Below are 24,487 nucleotides of genomic sequence, written 5' to 3'. Positions count from 1 at the left end.
GACCTTACGTGGTCCCGGCTCCGCCGCCGACAGCGGCGTCGCTCTCGGTGGAATTTTCTCCCCCGTCTTCCTGCTCCGAACCCTCGGGCGGCGGCGGTGGCGGGATGAGGTTCTCCACTCCGCCGCCCACATCATTCACTCGTAGAACGAACGGCCGCAAAGGGGTGTACCGGATCGCGGTGAGCGAGGCGGGGTCGGCGGTGACGCGCTGGAACTGGTCCAGGTGGACGCCCATCGCGTCGGCCACGATCGCCTTGATCACGTCGCCGTGGCTGCACACCAGGTAGACGGCGTCGTCCCCGAGCTTGGCGTTCCAGTGCCGCACCGCGGCGACCGCGCGGCGCTGCACGCCCGCGAGCGATTCACCGCCGGGGAACACGGCCGCGCTCGGATGCTGCTGGACCACCCGCCACAGGGGTTCCTTCGCCAGCTCCTTCAGCGGCCGGCCCGTCCAATCGCCGTACCCGCACTCGCCGAAACGCTCGTCGGTCTCGATCTTGACTCCGTCACGTCCCCGGAGGATCGCGGCGGCGGTCTCCTGGCAGCGCTCCAGCGGGCTGGACACGACGGCGTCCAGCGGCAGGGACGCGAGCCGCGCGGCCAGGGCCTCGGCCTGGGCGCGGCCACGCTCGCTCAGGTGGACCCCCGGCGTCCAGCCGGCGAGCACGGGGCCCGTCATGTCCGTGAGGCCGTGCCGCACCAGAAGCAAAGTGGTCACAAACCCAAGCTTATTGGGCCGTGATCACACCTAGGGACAGGAGAGTCAGCAGGAACGCGCCAATGAAGACGCGATAGGTGACGAAGATCATCATGGAGTGGCGGGTGATGTAGCGCAGCAGCCAGGCGATGGAGGCGTACCCGACCGCGAAGGACACCACGGTGGCGATCAACGTCGGCACCGGGTCGGGGCCGCCGCCCGCGCCGATGTCGCGCATCTCGAACAGCCCCGACAGCACCACGGCCGGGATCGACAGCAGGAACGAGTACCGCGCCGCCGCCTCCCGGGTGAAGCCCAGGAACAGCCCGCCGGTGATCGTGGACCCCGAGCGTGAGGCGCCGGGCATCAGGGCCAGCGCCTGGAAACCGCCGATGATCAGCCCGTCCCGCAGGGTGAGCGACTCGATCGCGGTCCGCTGGCGGCCGACCTGCTCGGCCAGCAGGAGCAGCAGGCCGAAGACGATCAGCACGGTGGCGTTGAGCCACAGGTTGCGCGCCGGGCCCTCGATCGCGTCCTTGAACACCACCCCGAGCAGGCCGAGCGGGATCGTCCCCAGCCCGATGTACCACCCCATGCGCGCGTCCATCTCGCCGCGCAACTCCGGCGTCCACAGGCTGCGCAGCCACGTCCAGAGGATGCGCGTGATGTCGCGCCAGAAGTAGATGACCACGGCGAGCATGGTGCCGAGCTGGATCACCGCGGTGAAGGCGGCGCCCGGGTCCGACCAGCCGAACAGCCGGGGAACGATGAGCAGGTGCGCGGAGCTCGAGATCGGCAGGAACTCGGTGAGGCCCTGCACGACGCCCAGCACGATCGCTTGCAGTGCGTCCATAGTGCGCGCAAGCCTAGGGCAGCGCGGCGTTCCCGGCGCGCCGCACAGGGTGAGAACCCGGCGATGAGACGGTGAAGGAATCCCGGCACGGCGGCGCTCAGGCCTCGCTTCCTGGGGCTTCGCCGCCGGTCGCGGAACCGGGCACGGTACCCTGGCCGGATCATGGAGCAGCGATTGGTCGGGCGCAGCGGTCTCATCGTGTCGAGTGTGGGACTCGGCACGATGACCTGGGCGCGGGACACCGGAGCCGAGGAGGCCGCCGCGCAGCTCGTCGCGTTCGCCGAGGCGGGGGGCACGCTGGTCGACACCGCGGACGTCTACGCGGGCGGGGACGCCGAGCGCCTGATCGGCCGCCTGCTGCGCACCTCGGTGCCGCGCTCGGAGATGGTCGTCGCCACCAAGGCCGTGCTGACCCCGCACGGGCCGCGGTCGCGCGACGCCTCCCGCAAGAACCTCATCGCGGCGCTGGACGCGTCACTGGACCGTCTCGGCGTGGACGAGGTCGACCTGTGGCAGTTGCACGCCTTCGACCCCGAGGTCCCGCTGGAGGAGACGCTGGCCGCGGTGGACACCGCCGTCTCCTCCGGCCGCACGGTCTACGCCGGGGTGTGCAACTACGTGGGGTGGCAGCTCGCGGCGGCGGGGGTCTGGCAGCGGTCGGCCCCGGCGCGGGCGCCGATCGTCTCGGTGCAGAGCGAGTACTCGCTGCTGGCCAGGGACGCCGAACGGGAGGTCCTGCCCGCGGCCGAGCACGTGGGCGCGGGCGTGCTGGCCTGGTCGCCGCTCGGACGGGGGGTGCTGACCGGCAAGTACCGCGTGGGCATCCCGGCCGACTCCCGGGCCGCGACCCCGCATTTCGCCGACTTCGTCCAGCCCTATCTGGACGAGCGGTGCCGCCGGGTCGTGGAGTCGGTGACCACCGCGGCCGACGGGCTCGGGGTCTCGCCGCTGGCCGTGGCGCTGGCCTGGGTGCGCGACCAGCCGGGGGTGTCGGCCGCGATCGTGGGGGCGCGCACGCACGCCCAGCTCAAGGGCATCCTGCAGGCCGAGGCGCTCACGCTGCCCGTGGAGATACGCGAGGCCCTGGACGACGTCTCGGCCTCCGACTAGACGTCCCGGCCTCCGGCGGAAGGGCTCTGCCGGGCTGAGGGTCCCGGACCGGCGGGAGGTCCCGCTCCGGCTGAAGGACTCGGCTTCGGTCGAAGGTCTCGCCTCCGGAAGATCTATCTCGCCTCCGGCCGAAGGTCTCGGCTTCGGTTGAAGGGTTCGGCTCTGGCTGAAGGCGGTGCCGTGTCGCCCGGCGGGGCCTAGCGTAGTGAGGCGTGGGCCGGCGGCTCCGGGCGTCGTCCGGCGCGGCGAACGGGAGCCCGGTTCGCGTATCACTAGTCGGTACCGAATCGCACCTTTTACTGGAATGACCGGCGTGACGTTACACGATTGTCGAGGTGTCGCGGGGCCCGGGCGTGCCGCCGCGGACGCGATGACGATGGAGGGCGAAGAATGCGCAAGGGCACGGCCGCGGTGTCGGCGGGGGCGCTCACGCTGGCGCTGACCGGGGTGGCGGCACTGCTGGCGGCGCCCGCGGCGGCCGCGGCGGCGCGTCCGCCCGCCTGCGACGGCGGCGCCCCGGCCTCCGGCCACGGCGGCGACCCGTGCGGCCCTTCCGGCCCCATGACCGGCGGCACGACCGGCCCTATGACCGGCGGCACGACCGGTGCCGTGACCGGTAGTACGACCGGTGCCGTGACCGGTGCCATGGCCGGCCCTGTGACCGGCGGTACGGACGGAGAGGCGGCCGGTGGTCCTGCCGGAGACGCCCCCGACGATGCGGCCGGAGACCCGGACGGCGCCGCGGGCGGGGTCGGTCGGCTGACCGGCGCGCTGGACCGGGTGACCCGCAAGGTCGCGGACACGGCTGAGCAGTTGCTGAACGGCCCGCCGTCCCCGGCCGCTCCTCCGTCCGACACTCCCGCGCCCGAGCCCTCGCCGAGCCCGTCCGCCGGCTGGGACGTGCCGACCGTGGACGTGGACGTGCCCGAGGTGCCCGTCGAGATCACCTGCCCGCCGGTGCTCGCCCCCGCCGAGTGCGCGGCGGAGCCCTCCCCCGCCCCGCCCCCCGCCGCCCGGGACCGTTCCACACCGGTGCCCGCCTCCGTGCCGCCCGCCCCGGCGGGGCCCCAGGACACCGAGCGGCCGCGGCGCCCGGCGTGGGAGACCGCCGTCCCCTCGCGGCATCCCGGCGCGGGGGCGCGGGGCGGCGCCGTGGTGATGCCGCCGGTAAGGCGCTCCACCGGCCCGGCCGCCGACGTGGACGCCCCGCCGATCATGCCCCTGTGGCCGGGGCAGTCCCTGCCCGCGCTGTCGCGCGGCGGACATCGGGTCGTGGCCGGCAGGCCGCCGCAGGACGCCGCGGGCACGATCCTGACCGCGGTGCTGCTGGCCTCGGCGATCCTCGCCGCGCGCGTCGCGCAGGCGCGCAGGCGCGGCGACCGGCCGCGCACGATCCCCCTGGAGGGCCTCGGAATGACGGACGCGGGGCACCGCCGCCTGGCCTGAGGCCGGGCGCGGCGCCCCGCGTCGGAGGCGTCGGAGGGTCAGCCGCCGACGGCGTGGACGCCGCCGTCGACGTGGACGATCTCGCCGGTGGTGGCGGGGAACCAGTCCGACAGCAGGGCGACGCACGCCTTGGCGGTGGGCTCGGTGTCGGTCAGGTCCCACCCGAGCGGCGCCTTGGCGGGCCAGCTGTCCTCGAACTCCTTGAAGCCGGGGATGCTCTTGGCGGCCATGGTGCGCAGCGGGCCCGCCGCCACCAGGTTCACCCGGATGCCGTGCTTGGCGAGGTCGCGCGCCAGGTACCGCGAGCAGGACTCCAGGCCGGCCTTGGCCACGCCCATCCAGTCGTAGACCGGCCACGCCTTGGAGGCGTCGAAGTCGAGGCCGACGACCGCGCCCCCTTCCTTCATCAGGGGCAGGCACGCGACGGCCAGCGACTTGAAGGAGAAGGTGGAGACCTGGACGGCGGTGGCGACGTCCTCCCAGGTGGTGTTGAGGAAGTTGCCGCCGAGCGCGGTCTGCGGGGCGAAGGCGATGGAGTGCATGACGCCGTCGAGGCCGTCGAGGTGCTCGCCGACGCGGTCGGCCAGCGTGTCGAGGTGCTCGGCGTTCTGGACGTCGAGCTCGATGACCGGCGGCGGCTCGGGCAGGCGCTTGGCGATGCGCTCGACCAGGCTCATGCGCCCGAAGCCGGTGAGGACGATGCGGGCCCCCTGCTCCTGGGCGAGCCGCGCCACGGCGAAGGCGATCGAGGCGTCGGTGAGCACGCCGGTCACAAGGAGGCGTTTGCCGTCGAGGATTCCCATGTCAGTGCCCCATTCCCATGCCGCCGTCCACGGGGATCACGGCCCCGGTGATGTAGGCGGCGTCGTCGCTCGCCAGGAACTTGACCACCCGGGCGACGTCCGCGGGGGTGGCGGCGCGGCCGAGCGGGACGTTCCTGAGGATGGCCTCCTGCTGCGCGGGCTCCAGCGCGGCGGTCATGTCGGTCTCGACGAAGCCGGGGGCGACGACGTTGACGGTGATGCCGCGCGAGCCGAGCTCGCGGGCCAGCGACCGGCCGAAGCCGACGAGGCCGGCCTTGGAGGCGGCGTAGTTGGTCTGGCCGGCCGACCCGAGCAGCGCGACCACCGAGGAGAGCAGGATGACGCGGCCCCGCCGCAGTCGGAGCATGCCCCGGGTGGCGCGCTTGGCGACGCGGAAGGCGCCGGTCAGGTTGGTGTCGAGGACGCCGGTGAAGTCGTCCTCCTTCATGAGGGGAAGGAGGGTGTCCCTGGTGACGCCGGCGTTGGCGACGACGACCTCGACGGGCCCGTGCTCGGCCTCCGCCTTGGAGAAGGCCGTGTCCACGTCCTCCGTGCTGGTGACGTCGCACCGCACGCCGAACAGCCCCTCGGGAGGCTCCCCGGAGCGGTAGGTGACGGCGACGGCGTCACCGGCGGCGGCCAGCTCGCGGGCGATCGAGAGGCCGATGCCGCGGTTGCCGCCGGTTACGAGTACTGATCGAGCCATGGCCATGACGCTATCGCCTACTCGCAGGTAAACGCTTATCCGCGCCGCACAAGATCACAGGGTTAGGATCGTGGACATGCGCCAGATCGATCCCGACTTTCTCGCCCTGCCCCTGAGGCAATTGGCGGACGCGGCCCTGCAGCGTGCCCGCGACCTGGGCGCCGAGCACGCCGACTTCCGGCTGGAGCGGGTGCGTGGCGAAACCCTGAACCTTTTCGACGCCCGGCTAGAGGGCTCCATGGACGCCGACGACCTCGGCTACGCCGTGCGGGTGATCCGCGACGGCACGTGGGGCTTCGCCGCCGGCATCGAGCTGACCCCGGAGGCGGCCGCGGCGGTGGCCGAGCAGGCCGTCGAGGTGGCCAGGGTCGCCGCCGCCGTGAACCGCGAGCCGGTCGAGCTCGCGCCGGAGCCGGTCCACGCCGGCGCCACCTGGGTGTCGTCCTACGAGGTCGACCCCTTCTCCGTGCCGCTGAAGGAGAAGGTGGCGCTGCTGGCCGACTGGTCGGCCGGCCTGCTGAAGGATCCGCGCGTCGACCACGTCGCCGCCTCTCTCATGCAGGTCAAGGAGCAGAAGTTCTACGCCGACACCGCCGGCACCGACACCACGCAGCAGCGGGTCAGGACCCACCCGGTCCTCACCGCGATGCGGGCGGCCGAGGGCCGCTTCGACGACATGCGCACGCTGGCCCCGCCCGCGGGGCGCGGCTACGAGTACCTCACCGGCACCGGCTGGGACTTCCCGTCGGAGGTCGCGCTGCTGCCCGAGCTGCTGGAGGAGAAGCTCAAGGCCCCCTCGGTCGAGGCCGGGCCGTACGACCTGGTCATCCACCCGTCCAACCTGTGGCTGACCATCCACGAGTCCATCGGGCACGCCACCGAGCTGGACCGGGCGCTCGGCTACGAGGCGGCGTACGCGGGCACGAGCTTCGCGACCTTCGACAAGCTCGGCACGCTGCAGTACGGCTCGCCGATCATGAACGTCACCGGCGACCGCACCGCCGAGCACGGACTGGCCACGATCGGCTACGACGACGAGGGCGTGGCGACGCGGCGGTTCGACATCGTGCGCGAGGGGCGGCTGGTGGGCTACCAGCTCGACCGGCGCATGGCGCTGCTGAAGGGCCTCGGGTCCTCCAACGGGTGCGCGTTCGCCGACTCCCCCGGGCACGTCCCTATCCAGCGCATGGCCAACGTGTCGCTGCTGCCCGCCGGTGACGGCCCCTCGACCGAGGAGCTGATCTCGCGCGTGGAGCGCGGCCTGTTCATCCTGGGCGACAAGAGCTGGTCCATCGACATGCAGCGCTACAACTTCCAGTTCACGGGCCAGCGCTTCTACCTCATCGAGAACGGCCGGGTCACCGGCCAGGTGCGCGACGTCGCCTACCAGGCGACGACCACCGACTTCTGGCGGTCCATGGAGGCGGTCGGCGGCCCGCAGACCTACGTGCTGGGCGGCGCGATGAACTGCGGCAAGGGCCAGCCGGGGCAGGTGGCGCCGGTCAGCCACGGGTGCCCGTCCGCGCTGTTCCGCGGGGTCAAGATTCTCAACACCGTTCAGGAGGGTGGAAAGTGACTCCGCAGGAGACCGTCGAGCGCGCCCTTGCCCTCAGCAAGGCCGACGACTGCGTCGTGATCGTCGACGAGGGGTCCACGGCGAACCTCCGCTACGCCGGCAACACGCTCACCACCAACGGGGTCACCCGGTCCTCGCGCCTCACCGTGATCTCGGTGACCGGGCAGGGCGTCGGCGTGGTCTCGCGGACGGCCGTGCGTCCCGGCCAGCTCGCCGACGTGGTGGCCGCGGCGGATCTGGCCTCGCGCGAGGCCCCTCCGGCCGAGGACGCCCGCCCGCTGGTCGGGCCCGCGGTGTCGCCCGACTGGGACGCGCCGGCCGAGCCGACCTCGATCGCGGTGTTCTCGGCGTTCGCCCCGGCCCTCGGCGAGACGTTCGCGGTGGCCGAGACGGCCAACCGCAAGCTGTACGGCTTCGCCGAGCATCTGCTCACCACGACGTTCCTCGGCTCGTCCTCGGGCCTTCGCCTGCGCCACGACCAGCCGACCGGCCGCCTGGAGCTGAACGCCAAGTCGCCGGACATGACCCGTTCGGCCTGGGCGGGCGTGGCCACGCGGGACTTCTCCGACGTCGACGTCGCGGCGCTGGACGCCGGGCTGGCGCGCCGCCTGGACTGGGCCAAGCGCCGCCTGGACCTGCCTCCGGGCCGGTACGAGACGCTGATCCCGCCGTCGTCGGTCGCCGACCTGATGATCTACCTGTACTGGTCGGCCGGCGCGAGGGACGCGGCCGACGGGCGCACCGTGTTCTCCAAGCCGGGCGGCGGCACCCGCGTGGGCGAGTCCCTGTCCGAGTCGCCGGTGCGGCTCTCCAGCGACCCCGGGGCCGCGGGCATCCAGTGCGCGCCGTTCGTGATCGCGCACGCGGGCGGCCGGCAGCGGTCGGTGTTCGACAACGGCCTGCCGCTGTCGCCGACCGACTGGATCCACGACGGCTCGCTGGCGGCGCTGCTGCAGACCCGCCACTCCGCCGAGCTGACGGGCCTGGCCGCGACCCCGGCGATCGACAACCTGATCATGAGGGGCCCGGAGGGCGGGCGGTCGCTGGACGAGATGGTCGCCTCGACCGAGCGCGGCCTGCTGCTGACCTGCCTGTGGTACATCCGCGAGGTGGACCCGCAGACGCTGCTGCTGACCGGCCTGACCCGCGACGGGGTGTACCTCGTCGAGAAGGGCGAGGTGGTCGGCGAGGTCAACAACTTCCGCTTCAACGAGAGCCCGGTCGGCCTGCTGGACAGGATGACCGAGGTCGGACGCGAGGAGCACACGCTGCCGCGCGAGTGGAGCGACTACTTCACCCGGGCGGTCATGCCCGCGGTGCGCGTGCCCGACTTCAACATGTCGACGGTCAGCCAGGCCAGCTGAGGCCGGCCGAGGCCGGCACGGTCCGCGCGCCCGCGCGGTCCGGCGCGAGCGTGGCCCCGGCCGCCGGGAGCGTCCCGGCGGCCGGGGCCGGTGGCCGTCACGCCCCGGGTCAGGAGTCCTCGAGGCGGAATCCGACCTTCATCCCGACCTGGAAGTGGCCGATCTCGCCGTCCTGGATGTGGCCGCGGACCTCGGTGACCTCGAACCAGTCCAGGTGGCGCAGGGTCTCGGCCGCGCGGCGTATCCCGTTGCGTATCGCCTGGTCGACGCTCTCGGGGGACGTGCCGACGATCTCGGTCACGCGGTAGGTACGGTCGGTCATCCTGCATTCTCCTCACGGTCGCCCTTGATCGTATGACGCCTCGGGACCGGCGGCCGCCGGAACACCCCGCCGGTCCTGGGTCTACGGTGGAAGCTGTGAAGGTATGGCATCGCCGCCGGGTCGTTCATCAGGTCACCGACGCCCAGCCGTCGCTGTCGGCGGACATCGGCCGGCGTGAGAAGCGGTATTTCGTCCAGATGGGGATCCGATTGGTATGCCTTGTCCTGGCGGTCGCGCTGAGCGTGCCATGGCCGGTCAGGGCGCTGCTGGTGGCCGGAGCGATCTTCCTGCCGTACATCGCGGTGATCGGCGCCAACCAGCCGAGCCGCGGCGTGAGCTCGGCGTTCGACCACGAAGCACCTAACCAAACCGAGATACCACTCCACCGACGCGAGATCGGGTCGTGACAAACTCTTGACGCACCCCATGGGTTGTAGGTGTACGCTTTAGACAAGCGCTCTGGTCCCCCGTCGGAGCGCTCGTGCCGGCGTTCCGGGCCCCCGTCGGAACGCCGATGATGCGACGCCGGGTGGTTTGCCCCCGTAACCACCCGGCGTCGTCCATTTCCCGGGAAAACCTCCGTAATACGGCTTTCGTGATGTTCAGGACGTCCCAGGTGACGCCCTAATGATCGCCCAATGTCTCGGCCGTCGCCTGACCCCAGTTGCGGGCCAGCGTCGAGAGCGTTTCCAGGGCGTCCGGCGCCGCGGTGCCCGCCCCCTGGGCCAGCCCGAGCAGGTAGGCCGTGAGCGGGGCGGCCGGGCGCGCCACGCCGTGGGCCACGTCTCTGGTGAGGTCCAGAACCGCGTCGCGATCGATTTCCTCGGGGTCGATGCCGAGTTCCTTGCAGACCAGCGCCGTCCACTCGGCCAGCACATTCATGGCGTCTCTTTCCTCCGGAGATATTCGTACGGACCGGAAACGGCTTTTCCCGCGCGTCCGCCGATGATTCACGACGCGCCGGGAGCCAGCCGCCTTCTCGCGTCTTTCAGATCGTCGATCGTGTCGCAATCGAACCACGGAACCCGGCCCGCGTCCCCTACCGGCAGGCCGAGCCGCGCCGGTTCCAGCGGGCCGAGCACGCCGCGCAGCGAGCGGCCGGTGTAGGCGGCGAGCGCGCGGGCGAGCGTCCCGGTGTGCCAGACGCCGGTCAGCCACTGCTCGCGGCCCTCCTCGTCCACCAGGACGGCGCCCGCGCCCCCGGCGGCGGCCGCGCGCAGCGCCGACACGTGCCCGGGGAGCAGGAAGGGAAGGTCGGCGGCGAGCAGGGCCGTCCACGGCGCGGACACCCGCGCCAGCCCCGCGCGGGCGGCGGGGACCGGCCCGCCGCCGGGCGGGTCCTCACGGACGAACTCGGCGCGCGGCGGCAGCCCGGCGCGGGCGGGCCCGGCGACGATGAGGCGGGCGGCGTCCGGCACGGCGGCGGCGACCCGCGCGATCAGCGGCAGGCCGCCCACGGTGACGCCCGGCTTGTCCCGCCCGCCGAGCCTGCGCGCCTCTCCCCCGGCGAGCACCACGGCGTCGTAGGGCTCGTTGCGGGCCCCGGAAGGCGTGTCCGCGTCGCGATCCCCCACCGGGCGCTCCGGGCCGTCGTACGGGGCGCTGGGGGCCGCGGGAGGCACGGTCAGCCGCCGATGGCCGACATGGGCCGCGCCGGCTGCAGGAAGCCGGGGTCGTCGATGCCGTGCCCGGCGCGCTTGCCGCGGACGGCGGCGGTCCAGCGCTCGGCGAGCTCGTCGTCGGAGGCGCCCGCGCGCATCGCGCCGCGCAGGTCGGACTCCTCGGTGGCGAACAGGCAGTTGCGGATCTGGCCGTCGGCGGTCAGCCGGACCCGGTCGCAGGCCCCGCAGAACGGGCGGGTGACCGAGCCGATGACCCCCACCCTGGCCGGGCCGCCGTCCACGAGGAAGATCTCGGCGGGGGCGCTGCCGCGCGCCGCGGGGTCGTCGGGGGTGAGCGAGAACGCGCGGCCGAGCTCGGCGAGGATCTCGTCGGCGGTCACCATGCCCTCGCGGCGCCAGCCGTGCTGGGCGTCCAGCGGCATCTGCTCGATGAACCGCAGCTCGTAGCCGTGCTCCAGGCAGTGGCGCAGCAGGGGCGCCGCCTCGTGCTCGTTGACGCCGCGCATCAGCACCGTGTTGATCTTCACCGGGCGCAGCCCCGCCTCCGCGGCGGCGGCGAGCCCGGCCAGCACGTCGGCGAGCCGGTCGCGGTGGGCGAGCCGGACGAAGGTGTCCCTGTCCAGGGTGTCGAGGGAGACGTTCACGCGGTCGAGGCCGGCGGCGGCGAGCGGCGCGGCCAGCCGGGCGAGCCCGATGCCGTTGGAGGTGATCGACAGGCGGGGCCGCGGGCGCAGCGCCGCCGTCCGCGCGACGATCTCGGGCAGTTCCCGGCGCAGCAGGGGCTCGCCGCCGGTGTAGCGGACCTCGGTGATGCCGAGACGCTCCACGCCGACGGCCACGAGCCTGCAGATCTCGTCGGCGGTGAGCAGGTCCGGCTTGGGCAGCCAGTCCAGGCCCTCGGGGGGCATGCAGTAGGAACAGCGGAGGTTGCATCTGTCGGTCAGCGAGACCCTCAGGTCGGTCGCCACTCGCCCGAACGAGTCAACGAGCACCGGGAAGGCCCTCCTCGCGTCGCGTGCGCGCACGGCCGCGCGGGACCCGCCCCCGGCAGCCGCACCGCCGATGTGAACGATGTTTCACAGTACTTTTCACATTAGACGGTGGACGGCGTCCGCGCTCCCCGAGGCCCGCGGGGAACGGCCCCGCCGGCGTCGGACGCGCCGGAGAGGGAATCATCCGGAACGCCGGCCGGATGATTCCCCAGGGTGCCGGGCCGGGAGACGCTCAGCCCTTGACGCAGATGATCTGGCGCAGGTGGGCGACGACCTCGACCAGGTCGGACTGCGCCGCCATGACCGACTCGATGTCCTTGTAGGCGCCCGGGATCTCGTCCAGCACCCCGGCGTCCTTGCGGCACTCCACCCCGTCGGTCTGCGCCTCCAGGTCGCCCACGGTGAAGGTCTTCTTGGCCTTGGCCCTGCTCATCCTGCGGCCGGCGCCGTGGGACGCGGAGTCGAAGGCCTCGGCGTTCCCGAGGCCCCTGACGATGTAGGTGCCGGTCGCCATCGACCCGGGGATGATGCCGAGGTCGCCCTCCCCCGCCCGGATCGCGCCCTTGCGGGTGACCAGCAGGTCCACGCCGTCGTAGGTCTCCTCGGCCACGTAGTTGTGGTGGCAGGAGATGGCGCCGTCGAAGGAGATGCCCGCGAAGTGCTTGCGCAGCACGCCGCAGACCAGGGCCATCATGATGGCGCGGTTGCGCCGGGCGTAGTCCTGCGCCCAGAACAGGTCGCGGCGGTAGGCGTCCATCTTGGCCGTCCCGCCGACGAAGACCGCCAGGTCGCGGTCGGGCAGGTCCTGGTTGTGGGGCAGCTTGCGCGCCTGCTCGATGTGGTGCTCGGCGAGCTCCTTGCCGATGTTGCGCGAGCCGGAGTGCAGGACGACCCACACCGCGCCCTCGTCGTCGGCGCAGACCTCCAGGAAGTGGTTGCCGCCGCCGAGCGTGCCCATCTGGACCTCGGCCCTGTCGCGGCGGCTCCGCACCGCGGGGGCCAGCTCGTCGAAGCCCTTCCAGAACCCGGCCCAGTCGCCCGTGGGGAAGCCGTGCAGCGCGGCGGGGTTCACCGGGCGCTTGTGGGCGTGGAATCCGACCGGGATCGCCTGCTCCAGGCGCGAGCGCAGGTAGCGCAGGTTGTCGGGCAGGTCGTGGACGGTGATCGAGGTCCTGACCGCGCTCATCCCGCAGCCGATGTCCACGCCGACCGCCGCGGGCGACACGGCGTCGCGCATCGCGATGACCGAGCCCACGGTGGCCCCCATGCCGTAATGCACGTCGGGCATCACGGCGACACCATGCGTCCACGGAAGGTTCGCGACGTTGCGGAGCTGCCGCATCGCCTGCGGCTCGACCTCGTCCGGATCCGCCCACATGCGGATGGGCGCCCGCCCGCCGGTCACCTTGTTGTACACCATCGCGCGTCGCCTCCTTCCGCGTCGGCCGTCTGACGGGATCAATAACGCCAGAATCCCCACATCGCCCGCAACCAAATTACGCGGGGGCCGGCACAGCGGCGGGGTCACCCCGCTCGGTCGCACGCGGGGGGAAGGCACGGCGTTCGACGCGCCCGGCCTCCCAGCCGTCCGCGGGAGGGCCGAGGCGGGTGGCGCCGTCGGCGCGGAAGATGTGCGGCTCGCAGCCGGAGACGCCGTTGAGCGGCTCGATGGTCAGCAGCGGCCGCCGACCGGTGGGGCCGGGGACCCCGGCCGGCGTCGTGGCCCGGCCGGCCGGGGCCGCGCGGGGGGTCAGGAGTCGCGGCCGATGACGAGGTCGATGAGGAACGGCCCCTGGTGCTCCAGGGCCTGGGTGATGGCGCCGGCCACCTGCTCCGGCTTCTCCACCCGCACGGCCCGCACCCCGAGGGACTCGGCCAGCCCGGTGAAGCCGATCGCGGGGTGGCTGATGTCGAACATGGCGGGCAGCTCGTGCTCGGCGATGCCCTGGGTGCCCCAGTAGTGCACGACGTTGTCGTCCAGCGTGCGGTAGCGGCCGTTGTTGCAGATCACGAACTTGGCCGCGACGTCGTGGCGCGCGGCGGTCCACAGCGCCTGGAAGGTGTACATGGCGCCGCCGTCGCCGCTGAAGCCGATGACGGTGCGGTCCGGGTTGGCGATCTTCATGCCGACCGCGCCGGGCAGGCCGACGCCGAGGGTCCTGCCGCGGCTCTTGTGCCAGTGCCCGGGGAGGTTGGCGCGCAGGTAGCGCGAGACGGCCGGCGAGGACGACAGCGCCTCGTCGAAGACCATGGCGTCCTCGGGCAGCCGCCGGGCCAGCTCGTGGGCGAACACGGCCGTGGACAGGGGCAGGGTGTCGGCGTCCTCCAGGTCGCGGGCGCGCGCCCGGTCGCGGGTCTCGGCCTTGTCCTCGGCGGAGGCGCGCAGGCGCTCGCCGGCGGCGGTGCGGGCCTCGGGGGTCATCTGGCGCTCCAGGGCCTCGGCGAGCAGGCCGAGGGCGTGCCGGGGGTCGGCCACCAGGCCGAGGTCCACGGGGAAGTTCTTGGCGATGGCCTCGCCGTCCAGGTCGATGTGCACGACCTTGGCCCCGGGCGCGAAGACGCCCTCCATCGCGGGGAAGACCTCGGGCATGACGTAGGTGCCGCAGATCAGCACGGCGTCCGCGGCCGCGGTGATCCGGTGGCTGGAGGTGCCGAACATGCGCCCGATCTCGCCCCGGCACAGGGGGTGGTCGGCGGGGAGGTTCACCTCCGACCAGTCCGCGCCCCACACCTCGGCGCCCCACGTCTCCGCGACCCTGGCCAGCTCGTCCTGGGCGCCGGAGAAGTGGACGCCGTCCCCGGCGATGATGATCGGGCGCCGCGCGCCGGACAGCAGCCGGGCGGCCCGCTCGACGGCGTCCTGGGACGGCCTGGCCGCGGCGTCCAGGAACGAGGTCGGCACGACCTCCTCCTCGATCACGGCGTCCATGACGTCGGCGGGCAGCACCACCAGCACGGGCCCGTACGGCGGCGTGGCGGCGATCTTGAAGGCGCGGCGCAGCATGCGCAGCGTGGACGCCGGGTTCACCACGCGGGTGGACCACTTGGTGACCAGCTTGGCCATGCCGACCAGGTCGGCCGACCCCTGGGAGTCCATGCCGTCGTAGGCCACGCCGGCCTCGCCCGCCACCACGACCAGCGGCGTCTGGCCGCGCAGCGCCTCGTACAGCATGCCGATGCCGTTGCCGAGGCCCACGCCGTAGTGGAGCTGGACCAGCGCCGGCCTGCGGGTGGAGCGGGCGTAGCCGTCGGCGACGCCGACCGCGGCGGCCTCGTGAAGGGCCAGTACGTACTCGATATCGGGAAATCCGCGCAGTTCATCGAGAAAACCCTGCTCCACCGTTCCCGGGTTTCCGAAAATATGCGTGACGCCGTCGGCTCTGAACTGTTCGAGGATCGCCACACGGGCGGGTCTGCTGGCGGCCATGTTCTCCTGCCTCTCTTCTGGTGCGGGGTCTCGCTCGCGGTAGGAGGGGCGTCCGGCCAGGTCCCGAGCCTCGTGCACCCCCGTCAGGGACCACGCCCGCACGCGGCGTTCAGCCTCGGAACACGCTATCCGCCGTAGATCGCGACGCATATGAAAGCGGCTCGTGAATGGCGCACTATCGAATGTCGCGGGCCGCACTACGTCACATCGGCGTTACCCTGCCTAATTACCATTCCGCGTCCGGCGCGCCCGCGCCTTTAGTTTCCCGCGCCGCGCCCGGCCGTGTCCCCGGCGCCCGCGTTCAGGAGAGGAAGCGCGTCAGCGCGCGGTGGTACGGCGCGACGGTGGTGAGGTCGGCGTACTCGTGGGGGCCGTGCTGGCCGTCGCCGCCGATGCCGAAGATGACGGCGTCGATGCCGCGCGCGTGGTAGAAGCGCCCGTCGGCGGCGCCGTGCTTGCGCAGGAAGGCGGGGTCGTGGCCCTGCTCGCGCACGGCGCTCCAGAGGGCGCGTATCTCGGGACGGTCGCGGTCGGCGTGGTGCGGCGGGTCCAGGTGGCCGACGACCGGCGTGACGCCCGGCTCGCAGAACGACCGCAGGTGGTCGGCGACCTCCTCGGCCGTCCTGCCGGCGAAGTCGGCGTCCTCGGGCGGGTAGCGGATGTCGAGCCACGCCTCGGCGACGGCCGGGACCTGGTTGCGCGCCGTGCCGGGGACGTCGATCCTCGCGACGTTGACGGTGGTGCGCCACGCCTCCTCGGCGGGCATGGGGTACCGGGCGAGCAGGGCCTGCAGCGTGTGCGTCAGCTTGAGCACGGCGCTGTCGCCGAGCCAGGGGTAGGCGCCGTGCGCGCCGCGGCCGGTGGCGCGCAGGTCGGCGGTGACCATCCCCTTGGAGTCGGTGACGATCCGCAGGCCGCTCTGCTCGCCGATGACGACGAAGTCGCCGCGCACGCCCTGGTCGAGCTGGTGCAGCGTGCCGTCGCGGCCGCCGGTCTCCTCGTCGGTGACGAGCTGCAGCGCGATCGGGTAGGGCAGCAGGGCCGCCCGCTCGCGGAACACCTGGGCCTGCACCAGCGCCGACACCTTCATGTCCTGGGCGCCCCTGGCGTACAGCCGCGTCCCCTCGCGGCGGGGCAGGAACTGGTGCGGCTCCGCGGGGACGACGTCGAGATGGGCGTTGAGGATGACCCGGAACCGGGTGCGCGCGCCGGGGTAGAGCAGCGCGCTCGGCTTGCCGCCGGACTCGAAGCGCTCCACCGTGAAACCGGGGCCGACGAACTCCAGCACCAGGTCCAGGGCCCTGCTCAGGTCGGCGGGGCGGTCGGCGGTGGAGGGCACGGCCAGCAGTTCCTCGGCGGCGGCCAGGAACTCCTCGGGCGGCGGCCCGGCCGCGGCGGTCGGCTCCATGGCCTCATCGTCCTCCCGGCGCGGCCGGCGCGCCAGGGCCCCCACCGCGTGACGCCGTCGGGCGGGGATGTCACCCTGACCAGAAATGAAAGGGGCAGATATGGGGAATTTCGCGGAGGCGACGGCGGTCTCCGCCCGGCGCGCGACGCCCGGCGGCCACGCGTACGAGGCCGCCGTGGACCCGCGGTGGAGCGTCGGCGGCAGGCCGCACGGCGGCTACCTCCTGGCCGTCCTCGGCCGGGCCGCCGCGGTGAGCGCGGGCGAGGCGCACCCGCACCTCACCTCGATCAGCGCCTCCTTCCTCGAACCCCCCGCCTTCGGCCCCGTCACCGTCGAGGTGGAGCCGCTGCGCGAGGGCCGCAGCCTCACCCACGCCCGCGCCCGCCTGCTCCAGGACGGCAGGCCCCGCGTCGAGGCGCTGGTCACGCTGGGGGCGCTCACCGCCGAGGACCCGTGGTGGTCGGACGCCGAGCCGGTCGCGCTCCCCGCCGAGCAGGACTGCCTCCTCACGCCCCCGGAGGCCCCGGGCGCGGGCTTCCCCGTCCCGCTCATGGAGGTCGTCGAACAGCGGCTCGACCCCGCCGGCCTCGGCTTCGCCCTGGGCATGCCGGCCCGGCGCGGCGTCATCTCCGGCTGGCAGCGCCTGGCCGACGGCTCCGGCTGGGATCCGCTGTCGCTGCTGGTCGCCCTGGACCCGGTGCCGCCGGTGTCCTACGACCTCGGCGTCCCCGGCTGGGCGCCGACCGTGCAGTTCACCGCCTACATCCGCAGGCTGCCCGCGCCGGGACCGCTGCGGGTGAGCATGCGGGCCCTGGACCTGACCGGCGAGCGCCTGGACGAGACCGCCCACGCCTGGGACGACAAGGGCCGCCTGGTCGCGCACGCCACCCAGATCGCCGGGGTGCGCGTGCCCGGCTGATCGTCTCACCGCCGCGGCCGGGGTATGCGGGCGGGCGGGGTGGGCAAGACAGAGATGTCCCCCACTGTCGGCGAAGCGGGAACATTCCTATGACGCGAATCGCGGCGGTCCGCGGTGCCCTCCCACCTCATCGCTACCCCCAGGCCGAGATCACGGACGCGTTCGCGCGCATCTGCCTGCCCCCGGGGGCGAGCCGGCGCCTGCTGGACCGGGTGCACACCGCCGCCCAGGTCCGGCACCGCCACCTGGCCCTGCCGCTGGAGGAGTACGGCAAGCTGGACGGCTTCGGCGCGGCCAACGAGAAGTTCATCGAGGTGGCCGTCGAGCTCGGCGCCGAGGCGGTGTCGTCCGCCCTGGAGGCCGCCGGGCTGACCCCCGCCGACGTCGACCTGATCATGTTCACGTCCGTCACGGGCATCGCCGCGCCCTCGGTGGACGCCAGGCTGGCCGGGCGGCTCGGGTTCCGCCCGGACGTCAAGCGGGTGCCGGTGTTCGGGCTCGGCTGCGTGGCCGGCGCGGCCGGGATCGCCCGCCTGCACGACTACCTGCGCGGATGGCCGGAGCATGTGGCCGTGCTGCTGTCGGTCGAGCTGTGCTCGCTCACCTTGCAGCGCGGCGACGCCTCCCCGGTCAACCTCGTGGCGAGCGGCCTGTTCGGCGACGGCGCGGCGGCCGTGGTCGCCTGCGGGGACGGCAGGGCGGCCACCGGGCCCGAGGTCGTCGGCACCCGCGCGCACCTGTACCCCGGCTCGGAGGGCGTGATGGGGTGGGACGTCACCGACACCGGTTTCCGGGTGGTCCTGGACACCGGCGTCCCGGACGTCGTGCGCGCCCACCTGCCCGCCGACGTGCACGCGCTGCTGGCCGCGCACGGGCTCACCGAGCGGGACGTGACGGCCTGGGTCTGCCACCCGGGCGGGCCGAAGGTCCTGCACGCGGTCGCCGAGAGCCTGGCGCTGCCCGAGGCCGCGCTCGAGCTGACCTGGCGGTCGCTGGCCGACACCGGCAACCTGTCCTCGGCGTCGGTGCTGCACGTGCTGCGCGACACGCTGGCGCTGCGTCCTCCCCCGCCGGGCACGCCGGGCGTGCTGGTGGCCATGGGGCCGGGCTTCTGCTCCGAGCTCGTCCTGCTGCGCTGGTAGGGCGCGGATGTCGTCGCAGGCCCTCGCGCAGACCATCGGGCCCGTATCATTCGGCCCCATGTCACCCTGGTACGTCCTTCTGGTGCTGCTCGTCGGCGCCGAGCGCGTCGCCGAGCTCGTCGTGGCGCGCGGGAACGCCCGGTGGAGCCTCGCCCGGGGCGGCGAGGTGTTCGGCCGCGGCCACTACCCGTGGATGGTCGCCCTGCACACCGGCCTGCTCGTGAGCTGCCTGCTGGAGACGGGCCTGGCGCACCGCCCCTTCGTCCCCGCCCTCGGCGTGCCCATGCTCGTCCTGGTGGCCGCCGCCCAGGGGCTGCGCTGGTGGTGCATCACGGCGCTCGGCCGCCAGTGGAACACCGAGGTCATCGTCGTGCCCGGCCTGCCCCGCGTGACGCGCGGCCCCTACCGGCTGTCGTGGCTGCGCCACCCCAACTACGTGGCCGTCGCCGTGGAGGGCGCCGCGCTGCCGCTGGTGCACGGGGCCTGGGCGACGGCGGCCGTCTTCACCGTGCTCAACGCGGCGCTGATGGTCGTGCGCGTCCGCTGCGAGGCGGCGGCGCTCGCCACGCTCGCGCCGCCCGGCTCGCCGGCCCGCGCGCCCGGCGAGGCGGCGGCGTGATCGACGTGCTGGTGGCCGGGGGCGGGCCCGCGGGCCTGGCGACCGCCATCCACGCGGCGCTCGCCGGCATGGAGGCCGTGGTGGTGGAGCCCCGGGCGGCGCCCGTCGACAAGGCGTGCGGCGAGGGCCTGATGCCCACCGGCGCGGCCGCCCTGCGCGCCCTCGGCGTCACCGCGCCCGGCCACCCGTTGCGCGGCATCGTCTACGCCGACGGGCGCCACCGGGTGGGCGCGGAGTTCCGGCACGGCACGGGCCTCGGCGTGCGCCGCACGACCTTGCACGCGGCCCTGGCCGGGCGCGCGGCCGAGGTCGGGGTGAAGCTGGTCCCCGGGCGGGTGGAGGGCCTGCGCCAGTACGGCGACCACGTCGAGGCGGCGGGGATGCGGGCGCGCTGGCTGGTGGCGGCCGACGGCCTGCACTCGCCGCTGCGCGCCCTGCTCGGGCTGGAGCTGCCGGTCCGCGCGCCGCGCCGGTACGGGCAGCGCAGGCACTACCGCCTGGCCCCCTGGACCGACTTCGTCGAGGTGCACTGGGCCCGGGGCGGCGAGGCGTACGTGACGCCGGTGGCCGACGACCTGGTCGGCGTGGCCGTGCTGAGCGGCGAGCGCCGCCGCTACGACGAGCACCTGGCGGCGTTCCCTCACCTGCTGGCCCGGCTGGACGGCCCCGCCGCGACGCCGGTGCGCGGCGCGGGACCGCTCAGGCGCCGGGTGCGCGCCCGGGTGGCCGGGCGGGTGCTGCTGGTCGGCGACGCCGCCGGGTACGTGGACGCCCTGACCGGCGAGGGGGTGTCGCTCGGGCTGACCTCGGCCCGCGCGCTGGTCGCCTGCCTGCGGGCCGGGCGCCCCCAGGCGTACGAGGGGGCGTGGCGGCGCCTGTCGCTGCGCCACCGGCTCCTCACCGAGGCGCTGCTGGCCGCGCGGCGGCGCCCCGGCACGGCGGGGCTGGTCGTCCCGGCCGCCCGCCGGCTGCCCGCCGTGTTCGCCGCGGCCGTCAACGCGCTGGCCTGAGCCGGGGTCAGCGGGAGGAGAAGCGCTCCCGGCGCACGGTGACCTTCCTGCCCTTGATCGTGCTCTGGCGCAGCGAGGCGATGACGTCGTCCGCCGCCTGCTGCGGGACCTCCACCAGCGAGAACCGGTCGGCGATCTCGATGGCGCCGATGTCGCGCCCGCTCAGGGACGACTCGCCCGCGATCGCGCCGACCAGGTCCTGCGGGCGGACCCCGGCGCTGCGCCCGGCGCCCACGAAGATGCGGGTCATGCCGCTGGAGGGGGCGCGACCGCGCCGCTCCTCGCGCCCGCCCTGGTCGCGGCGCCCGCGGCCCTCGCGCTCCGGCCGCAGGGGGAGGTCGGGGATCTCCTCCTCGTCGGCGGCGGCGCCGCTGGCCTCGTGCGCCAGCTTGACCGCCGCCATGGCGATCTCCATGACGTCGAACTCGTCGGCCAGGGTGTCCACCACGACCCGGAAGTGCTCGAGGTCGTCCTCCAGGATGCTGGCCTCCAGCGCCGAGCGGGTCAGCTCCAGGCGGCGGGCGCGCAGGTCGGCGACCGTCGGGACCTTCTCGACCACGATGCGGCTCTTGGTGACCCGCTCGATGGTCTTGAGCATGCGGTGCTCGCGCGGCTCGGCCAGCGTGATGGCCACGCCCTCGCGCCCGGCCCTGCCGACCCGGCCGATGCGGTGGACGTAGGACTCCGGCGCGGAGGGGACGTTGTAGTTGACGACGTGGGTGAGCTGCTCGATGTCCAGGCCGCGCGCCGCGACGTCGGTGGCCACCAGCAGGTCGGCGGTGCCGGCGCGCAGCCGCGCCATCACCCGGTCGCGCTGCTCCTGCCCCATGCCGCCGTGCAGGGCCTCGGCGCGGTAGCCGCGGCCGTTCATGGTCTCGGTGAGCTGGTCGACCTCTTCGCGGGTGCGGCAGAACACGATCGTGGCCTCGGGGGCCTCCACGTCCAGCACCCGGCCGAGCGCGGCGGGCTTGTGCGCGCGGGAGACGACGTAGGCGCTCTGGCGGACGCGGGGCGCCTCGCCGGGGGCGGTGGACTCGCGCTCGATCTGGATGCGCACCGGCTCCTTCAGGTGGGCGCGGGCGATCGAGTCGATGCGCGGCGGCATCGTGGCCGAGAACAGCACGGTCTGCCGGCCCTCGGGGGTCTCCTGGAGGATGGCCTCGATGTCGTCGGCGAACCCCATGTCGAGCATCTCGTCGGCCTCGTCGAGCACGACCAGCTTGAGCCCTTCCAGCCGCAGCGTCTTGCGGCCCATATGGTCCAGCGCGCGGCCGGGGGTGGCGACGACGACGTCCACGCCCCGTTGCAGCTCCCTGAGCTGGCGCCCGATCGGCTGGCCGCCGTAGATCGGCAGCACGCGGGCGCCGAGGTCGCGGCCGTAACGGTGGATCGCCTCCGACACCTGGACGGCCAGCTCGCGGGTCGGCACGAGCACCAGCGCCGTCGGAGCGCCGCCCTCGCGGTCCTCCCGCGGCATGTGCTGCAGGATCGGCAGGGCGAAGGCGGCGGTCTTCCCGGTGCCCGTGGCCGCCTGGCCGAGCAGGTCGTGGCCGGCCAGCAGCGGCGGGATCGCCTCGCGCTGGATCGGCGTCGGCTCCTCGTACCCCAGGTCCAGCAGCGCGCGCAGGAGCTCGGGCCGCAGCCCGAGGTCGGCGAAGGCCATGGTGTCCTCGGTGACGTCGGGGGTCATGATCGGGCTCCTCGTTCCAGGGCGGACGCGCAGGGGTGGCTCCCCCACCAGGTGCTATGGTTCCAACCCGCGGCACGCCCACCGTCCGCCGGGGGCCCGCACCGGCGGCTTACGCCCGCCCCGGGATGGCGCCCCCGGACGCGCCAGGCCGCGCTCCCTGTGGTGAGAGCGGTCCTTTGATGCCTACGGGACAGGAAAGCTTACTTCAGACCGCGGCGGGCCGTATCGCCGCACGACGGTCCGGCGGTTCCGGGCCCGCGCATCCGCGCCGCCGGTCCGGCCGTGACCCCACCCCCGATTCCGGACGGGGTCACGGCCAGGGCGCCGCGCCGAGAGGTTTGCAGGTTTCCGTACCGAGAGTCACGTCTGCCTGCAAAAAGCGAAAGGTCCCGAAATTTCGCATTACCAGGTGACTGGTGAGAAATAACGGAATCGGCGGGACCGTTGGGATCGCGCCCGCCGGCGCGGCGCCGGGACGCTACGCGCAGTACTGCGACTGCTTGCCGATGATGCGATAAACGCAGTCGGCGTACTCCAGGAAGCGCAGGACCGCCTCCTTGTTGCGGGTGGTCTGCGGGACGATCTGCTCATCGGGCGGGTAGAACCCCGGCGAGCCGCTCCGCGGGTACATCTCGAAGGTGTAGCTGAAGATCTTGTAGGTGAACCACATCCAGTCGTTGACGCTGCCGTCGGTGATGTACAGGTCGCTGGACTGCTCGGGGGTGTAGCCGTTGGTGCTCGCCATGTTGCGGCCGAGCGTGGCGAACGCGCTCGCGTCGTCGGCGGTCAGGCCGGGCGCGGTGTCGTTGTAGGTGTAGCCGTACGGCCACAGCACAAGCTCCGAGTAGGTGTGCCAGTCGATGTGGGCCTTGATCTGCTGGACGCCGCCCACGACCCGGCCGCGCACGAAGTTGGCCGCCGCCCGCACCTCGGTCGCGGACTCGGCGGACGGTCCGCGGTAGGTCTCGCTGGAGGTGGAGCCGGAGGACCCGCCGCAGCAGCCCCACTTGTAGGCCCAGTTGCGGTTCAGGTCGGTGCCGACGTTGGACGAGCCGGAGTTCGGCTGCCGGTTCTTGCGCCAGGACCGGTAGGAGCCGCTCGCGATGTCGTACTCGCCGCCGTCGGGGTTGAGGTCGGGCAGGATCCAGATCTCGCGGGTGTCGACCAGGTTGGTGATCCTGCTGTCGGTCCCGTAGGAGCTGGTGAACAGGTTGAGCAGGTAGAGCGCCATCTCGACGGTCAGGTGCTCGCGGGCGTGCTGGTGGTGGGTGAACAGCACCTCGGGCTCGTTCTCGTCCACGCCGACGTTGTCGCTCACCTTGACCGCGATCAGGTCCCGGCCGCCGTAGGAGGTGCCGTAGCTGGTCTTCTTGAGCAGGTTCGGGTACCTGCTGACGAGCTGGTTGATCTCGGCCGTCATCTCGGCGTAGTTGTGGTAGCCGGAGTCCGCGGGCGGGAAGTCCTGCGGGCGCGGCAGCGACGGGGCCAGCGGCCGCGGGAGCCGCTTCACCGTGTAGCCGAGGTTTTTGATGGCGGCGACCTCGGCCTCGCTGGCGGTGACCACGACCGAGGTGTCGGCCACCTCGTCGATCGCGGCGCCGGTCCCGACCACGGCGGTCCGCTCCTGGGCCGTGCTCGGCCCCTGGACCAGGTACTGGTAGTTGCCCGGCGGCTCGGCGGCGGCGCCCACGGCCGTGACGCCGCTGGTCAGCAGCAACGCCAGGACGGCGATCGCGACGTACAGACGTCGTCTCACGTGTTCCTCCCTCAGGCGCGCGCTCGGGGGTTTCGCCGCGCGCCTTCACTGAGAGTCAGGCCGTGAGTCCGAACTTTGAAGACCCAAATTTCACCACTTATCTGACATGTCGGGGGGGATGGCGGCGGGCCGGATCAGGCCTTGGCCTGGAGAACCCATGATTAACGCCCGTCGTGGGGGTAACACACCCCCGACCACAACGAAAGGGTCATACGGCCCACGACATCGACCCATGCAAGGAGTACTCGATGGCCCTCCCTGTCCTCACCCCCGAGCAGCGCCAGGCCGCTCTCGTCAAGGCGACCGAGGCCCGGCAGGCGCGTGCGGCGCTCCTCGCGCGTCTGAAGGCCGGGGAGCTGACGCTGGCCCAGCTGTTCGACCGCGACGACGAAACGGCCAAGAAGATCAAGGTGTCGCAGGCGCTGCGCGCCCTGTCCGGGATCGGCCCCACCAAGGCCGCCGCGCTGATGGAGCGGGCCGGCGTGGACGAGAAGCGGCGTGTCGGCGGCCTCGGCGCGCAGCAGCGGCGCAAGCTGGTCGAGGCGATCACCCGCTGAGCGGGCGGCGCGGGGCTCGGCACCGCCCCGCCGATCACCGGCGGGGTGGCGTTCTCCCGGAGATCGCCACCGCATAGTCTCCCTGTGACCGACACCGCTGCGGGAGGCGACCACCTTTGAGCAAGCTCACCGACGACGAGCGCAGGGACCTGGCCGACATCCTGTCCAGCCCGGAGCTGAACCACCCCCGCGTGCACGCCGACCGCGAGGTGGGGCAGCAGCTCGCGGACTTCTTCCGCAGGGACATGCCGGACGTGGACGAGGTGGTGATCGGCCGGGTGTTCCTGCGGGCGGCCGTCACCATCACCCAGCTCGGCGACGCCGGGATGCCGGTCGACCAGATCGCGAACATCCTCACGCTGAGCGCTCTGGACCTGACCGCCCTCGAGCTCGCGCGGGAGCCGTAGACCTCGGCGGAGACGACGGAACGCCCGGTCCCGCGCGGGACCGGGCGTTCCGCCACTCGCT

Annotated in this window: 24 protein-coding genes; 11 read left to right on the top strand and 13 right to left on the bottom strand. The window is 73.3% G+C overall.

The annotated features are described in order from the left end of the window. Nucleotides 1-4: 4 nt before the first annotated feature. Both BJ981_RS34055 and BJ981_RS34050 read right to left on the bottom strand, forming a co-directional pair. Entirely contained in the window at nucleotides 5-718 is a 714-nt protein-coding gene (locus BJ981_RS34055; RefSeq protein ID WP_184617455.1) for a histidine phosphatase family protein, read from the bottom strand. A 10-nt stretch (nucleotides 719-728) separates the two neighbouring features. Continuing rightward, nucleotides 729-1,550 carry an undecaprenyl-diphosphate phosphatase gene (locus tag BJ981_RS34050; protein ID WP_184617454.1) on the bottom strand — a complete coding sequence of 274 codons (822 nt, stop codon included), beginning with the start codon at nucleotides 1,548-1,550 and terminating at the stop codon, nucleotides 729-731. Nucleotides 1,551-1,712: 162 nt separating this feature from the next. Between BJ981_RS34050 and BJ981_RS34045 the strand changes: the two genes are divergently transcribed. Together BJ981_RS34045 and BJ981_RS34040 are read left to right on the top strand one after the other, a co-directional pair. Then, nucleotides 1,713-2,660, top strand: coding sequence for an aldo/keto reductase (locus BJ981_RS34045; protein WP_184617453.1), 948 nt, complete (start codon nucleotides 1,713-1,715; stop codon nucleotides 2,658-2,660). Between the two features lie 390 nt (nucleotides 2,661-3,050). After that, nucleotides 3,051-4,106, top strand: coding sequence for a hypothetical protein (locus tag BJ981_RS34040; RefSeq protein ID WP_184617452.1), 1,056 nt, complete (start codon nucleotides 3,051-3,053; stop codon nucleotides 4,104-4,106). Nucleotides 4,107-4,144: 38 nt separating this feature from the next. Here BJ981_RS34040 and fabI read toward each other — a convergent pair whose 3' ends face one another. Continuing rightward, nucleotides 4,145-4,909, bottom strand: coding sequence for an enoyl-ACP reductase FabI (gene fabI, locus BJ981_RS34035; protein WP_184617451.1), 765 nt, complete (start codon nucleotides 4,907-4,909; stop codon nucleotides 4,145-4,147). Nucleotide 4,910: 1 nt separating this feature from the next. Continuing rightward, entirely contained in the window at nucleotides 4,911-5,615 is a 705-nt protein-coding gene (fabG, locus tag BJ981_RS34030; protein WP_184617450.1) for a 3-oxoacyl-ACP reductase FabG, read from the bottom strand. A 76-nt stretch (nucleotides 5,616-5,691) separates the two neighbouring features. On the opposite strand from fabG, the gene BJ981_RS34025 reads away from it, so the two are divergent. Further along, a complete protein-coding gene (locus tag BJ981_RS34025) occupies nucleotides 5,692-7,191 on the top strand; it encodes a TldD/PmbA family protein (RefSeq protein WP_184617449.1) in 1,500 nt (499 codons plus the stop codon). Further along, the gene (locus BJ981_RS34020) at nucleotides 7,188-8,555 is read left to right on the top strand and encodes a metallopeptidase TldD-related protein (RefSeq protein WP_184617448.1); all 1,368 of its coding nucleotides are present in this window, start codon (nucleotides 7,188-7,190) and stop codon (nucleotides 8,553-8,555) included. Before BJ981_RS34025 ends, BJ981_RS34020 begins: the two co-directional genes overlap by 4 nt. Before the next feature lie 109 nt (nucleotides 8,556-8,664). Here BJ981_RS34020 and BJ981_RS34015 read toward each other — a convergent pair whose 3' ends face one another. Next, complete coding sequence (locus BJ981_RS34015; protein ID WP_184617447.1) at nucleotides 8,665-8,877, bottom strand: dodecin; 213 nt, start codon at nucleotides 8,875-8,877, stop codon at nucleotides 8,665-8,667. A gap of 95 nt (nucleotides 8,878-8,972) precedes the next feature. Here BJ981_RS34015 and BJ981_RS34010 point away from each other — a divergent pair, with 95 nt between their 5' ends. Further along, nucleotides 8,973-9,284: a DUF3099 domain-containing protein gene (locus BJ981_RS34010; RefSeq protein WP_204070644.1), complete on the top strand. Its 312-nt coding sequence runs from the start codon at nucleotides 8,973-8,975 to the stop codon at nucleotides 9,282-9,284. A gap of 217 nt (nucleotides 9,285-9,501) precedes the next feature. Here BJ981_RS34010 and BJ981_RS34005 read toward each other — a convergent pair whose 3' ends face one another. The 6 genes from BJ981_RS34005 to BJ981_RS33980 form a co-directional block, all read right to left on the bottom strand. Next, a complete protein-coding gene (locus tag BJ981_RS34005; RefSeq protein ID WP_184617445.1) occupies nucleotides 9,502-9,759 on the bottom strand; it encodes a DUF6457 domain-containing protein in 258 nt (85 codons plus the stop codon). A 68-nt stretch (nucleotides 9,760-9,827) separates the two neighbouring features. Continuing rightward, a complete protein-coding gene (mobA, locus tag BJ981_RS34000) occupies nucleotides 9,828-10,451 on the bottom strand; it encodes a molybdenum cofactor guanylyltransferase (protein ID WP_184617444.1) in 624 nt (207 codons plus the stop codon). Between the two features lie 50 nt (nucleotides 10,452-10,501). Continuing rightward, on the bottom strand, nucleotides 10,502-11,491 hold the full coding sequence (gene moaA, locus BJ981_RS33995) for a GTP 3',8-cyclase MoaA (protein ID WP_239139652.1): 990 nt from the start codon (nucleotides 11,489-11,491) through the stop codon (nucleotides 10,502-10,504). A gap of 232 nt (nucleotides 11,492-11,723) precedes the next feature. Next, nucleotides 11,724-12,911: an RtcB family protein gene (locus BJ981_RS33990; protein WP_184617442.1), complete on the bottom strand. Its 1,188-nt coding sequence runs from the start codon at nucleotides 12,909-12,911 to the stop codon at nucleotides 11,724-11,726. 330 nt (nucleotides 12,912-13,241) lie between these two features. Next, a complete protein-coding gene (locus BJ981_RS33985; RefSeq protein WP_184617441.1) occupies nucleotides 13,242-14,918 on the bottom strand; it encodes a thiamine pyrophosphate-binding protein in 1,677 nt (558 codons plus the stop codon). 301 nt (nucleotides 14,919-15,219) lie between these two features. Continuing rightward, nucleotides 15,220-16,326, bottom strand: coding sequence for a M20 family metallopeptidase (locus tag BJ981_RS33980; RefSeq protein WP_184617440.1), 1,107 nt, complete (start codon nucleotides 16,324-16,326; stop codon nucleotides 15,220-15,222). 100 nt (nucleotides 16,327-16,426) lie between these two features. On the opposite strand from BJ981_RS33980, the gene BJ981_RS33975 reads away from it, so the two are divergent. From BJ981_RS33975 to BJ981_RS33960, 4 genes are all read left to right on the top strand, one after another. Beyond that, nucleotides 16,427-17,245, top strand: coding sequence for a thioesterase family protein (locus tag BJ981_RS33975; RefSeq protein ID WP_184617439.1), 819 nt, complete (start codon nucleotides 16,427-16,429; stop codon nucleotides 17,243-17,245). 89 nt (nucleotides 17,246-17,334) lie between these two features. Beyond that, the gene (locus BJ981_RS33970; RefSeq protein WP_184617438.1) at nucleotides 17,335-18,387 is read left to right on the top strand and encodes a type III polyketide synthase; all 1,053 of its coding nucleotides are present in this window, start codon (nucleotides 17,335-17,337) and stop codon (nucleotides 18,385-18,387) included. Between the two features lie 58 nt (nucleotides 18,388-18,445). After that, a complete protein-coding gene (locus BJ981_RS33965; protein ID WP_184617437.1) occupies nucleotides 18,446-19,006 on the top strand; it encodes an isoprenylcysteine carboxyl methyltransferase family protein in 561 nt (186 codons plus the stop codon). Continuing rightward, complete coding sequence (locus BJ981_RS33960; RefSeq protein WP_184617436.1) at nucleotides 19,003-20,016, top strand: NAD(P)/FAD-dependent oxidoreductase; 1,014 nt, start codon at nucleotides 19,003-19,005, stop codon at nucleotides 20,014-20,016. Before BJ981_RS33965 ends, BJ981_RS33960 begins: the two co-directional genes overlap by 4 nt. 7 nt (nucleotides 20,017-20,023) lie before the next feature. On the opposite strand, the gene BJ981_RS33955 is transcribed toward BJ981_RS33960, so the two are convergent. After that, complete coding sequence (locus BJ981_RS33955) at nucleotides 20,024-21,706, bottom strand: DEAD/DEAH box helicase (protein ID WP_184617435.1); 1,683 nt, start codon at nucleotides 21,704-21,706, stop codon at nucleotides 20,024-20,026. Between the two features lie 478 nt (nucleotides 21,707-22,184). After that, a complete protein-coding gene (locus BJ981_RS33950) occupies nucleotides 22,185-23,462 on the bottom strand; it encodes a M14 family metallopeptidase (RefSeq protein ID WP_184617434.1) in 1,278 nt (425 codons plus the stop codon). 248 nt (nucleotides 23,463-23,710) lie between these two features. Here BJ981_RS33950 and mihF point away from each other — a divergent pair, with 248 nt between their 5' ends. Next, nucleotides 23,711-24,019, top strand: a complete 309-nt coding sequence (mihF, locus tag BJ981_RS33945; RefSeq protein ID WP_184617433.1) for an integration host factor, actinobacterial type — start codon at nucleotides 23,711-23,713, stop codon at nucleotides 24,017-24,019. Between the two features lie 116 nt (nucleotides 24,020-24,135). Further along, on the top strand, nucleotides 24,136-24,426 hold the full coding sequence (locus BJ981_RS33940) for a hypothetical protein (protein ID WP_184617432.1): 291 nt from the start codon (nucleotides 24,136-24,138) through the stop codon (nucleotides 24,424-24,426). The last annotated feature ends 61 nt before the right edge of the window (nucleotides 24,427-24,487 follow it).

It is taken from the genome of Sphaerisporangium krabiense, assembly GCF_014200435.1.
GTDB classification, from domain to species: domain Bacteria; phylum Actinomycetota; class Actinomycetes; order Streptosporangiales; family Streptosporangiaceae; genus Sphaerisporangium; species Sphaerisporangium krabiense.
The sequence above is the reverse complement of the archived record's forward strand: the minus strand, read 5'-3'. Positions and strand labels throughout refer to the sequence as shown.

Excerpts from the sequence above, each read along its gene's own strand:
- BJ981_RS33980 (WP_184617440.1), bottom strand. The coding sequence starts at position 16,326 with ATGGAGCCGACCGCCGCGGCCGGGCCGCCGCCCGAGGAGTTCCTGGCC.
- mihF (WP_184617433.1), top strand. The coding sequence starts at position 23,711 with ATGGCCCTCCCTGTCCTCACCCCCGAGCAGCGCCAGGCCGCTCTCGTC.
- BJ981_RS33990 (WP_184617442.1), bottom strand. The coding sequence starts at position 12,911 with ATGGTGTACAACAAGGTGACCGGCGGGCGGGCGCCCATCCGCATGTGG.
- BJ981_RS34025 (WP_184617449.1), top strand. The coding sequence starts at position 5,692 with ATGCGCCAGATCGATCCCGACTTTCTCGCCCTGCCCCTGAGGCAATTG.
- BJ981_RS34015 (WP_184617447.1), bottom strand. The coding sequence starts at position 8,877 with ATGACCGACCGTACCTACCGCGTGACCGAGATCGTCGGCACGTCCCCC.
- fabI (WP_184617451.1), bottom strand. The coding sequence starts at position 4,909 with ATGGGAATCCTCGACGGCAAACGCCTCCTTGTGACCGGCGTGCTCACC.
- fabG (WP_184617450.1), bottom strand. The coding sequence starts at position 5,615 with ATGGCTCGATCAGTACTCGTAACCGGCGGCAACCGCGGCATCGGCCTC.
- BJ981_RS34005 (WP_184617445.1), bottom strand. The coding sequence starts at position 9,759 with ATGAATGTGCTGGCCGAGTGGACGGCGCTGGTCTGCAAGGAACTCGGC.
- BJ981_RS33970 (WP_184617438.1), top strand. The coding sequence starts at position 17,335 with ATGACGCGAATCGCGGCGGTCCGCGGTGCCCTCCCACCTCATCGCTAC.
- BJ981_RS34045 (WP_184617453.1), top strand. The coding sequence starts at position 1,713 with ATGGAGCAGCGATTGGTCGGGCGCAGCGGTCTCATCGTGTCGAGTGTG.
- BJ981_RS33975 (WP_184617439.1), top strand. The coding sequence starts at position 16,427 with ATGGGGAATTTCGCGGAGGCGACGGCGGTCTCCGCCCGGCGCGCGACG.
- BJ981_RS33955 (WP_184617435.1), bottom strand. The coding sequence starts at position 21,706 with ATGACCCCCGACGTCACCGAGGACACCATGGCCTTCGCCGACCTCGGG.
- BJ981_RS33965 (WP_184617437.1), top strand. The coding sequence starts at position 18,446 with ATGTCACCCTGGTACGTCCTTCTGGTGCTGCTCGTCGGCGCCGAGCGC.
- BJ981_RS34050 (WP_184617454.1), bottom strand. The coding sequence starts at position 1,550 with ATGGACGCACTGCAAGCGATCGTGCTGGGCGTCGTGCAGGGCCTCACC.
- BJ981_RS34040 (WP_184617452.1), top strand. The coding sequence starts at position 3,051 with ATGCGCAAGGGCACGGCCGCGGTGTCGGCGGGGGCGCTCACGCTGGCG.
- BJ981_RS33985 (WP_184617441.1), bottom strand. The coding sequence starts at position 14,918 with ATGGCCGCCAGCAGACCCGCCCGTGTGGCGATCCTCGAACAGTTCAGA.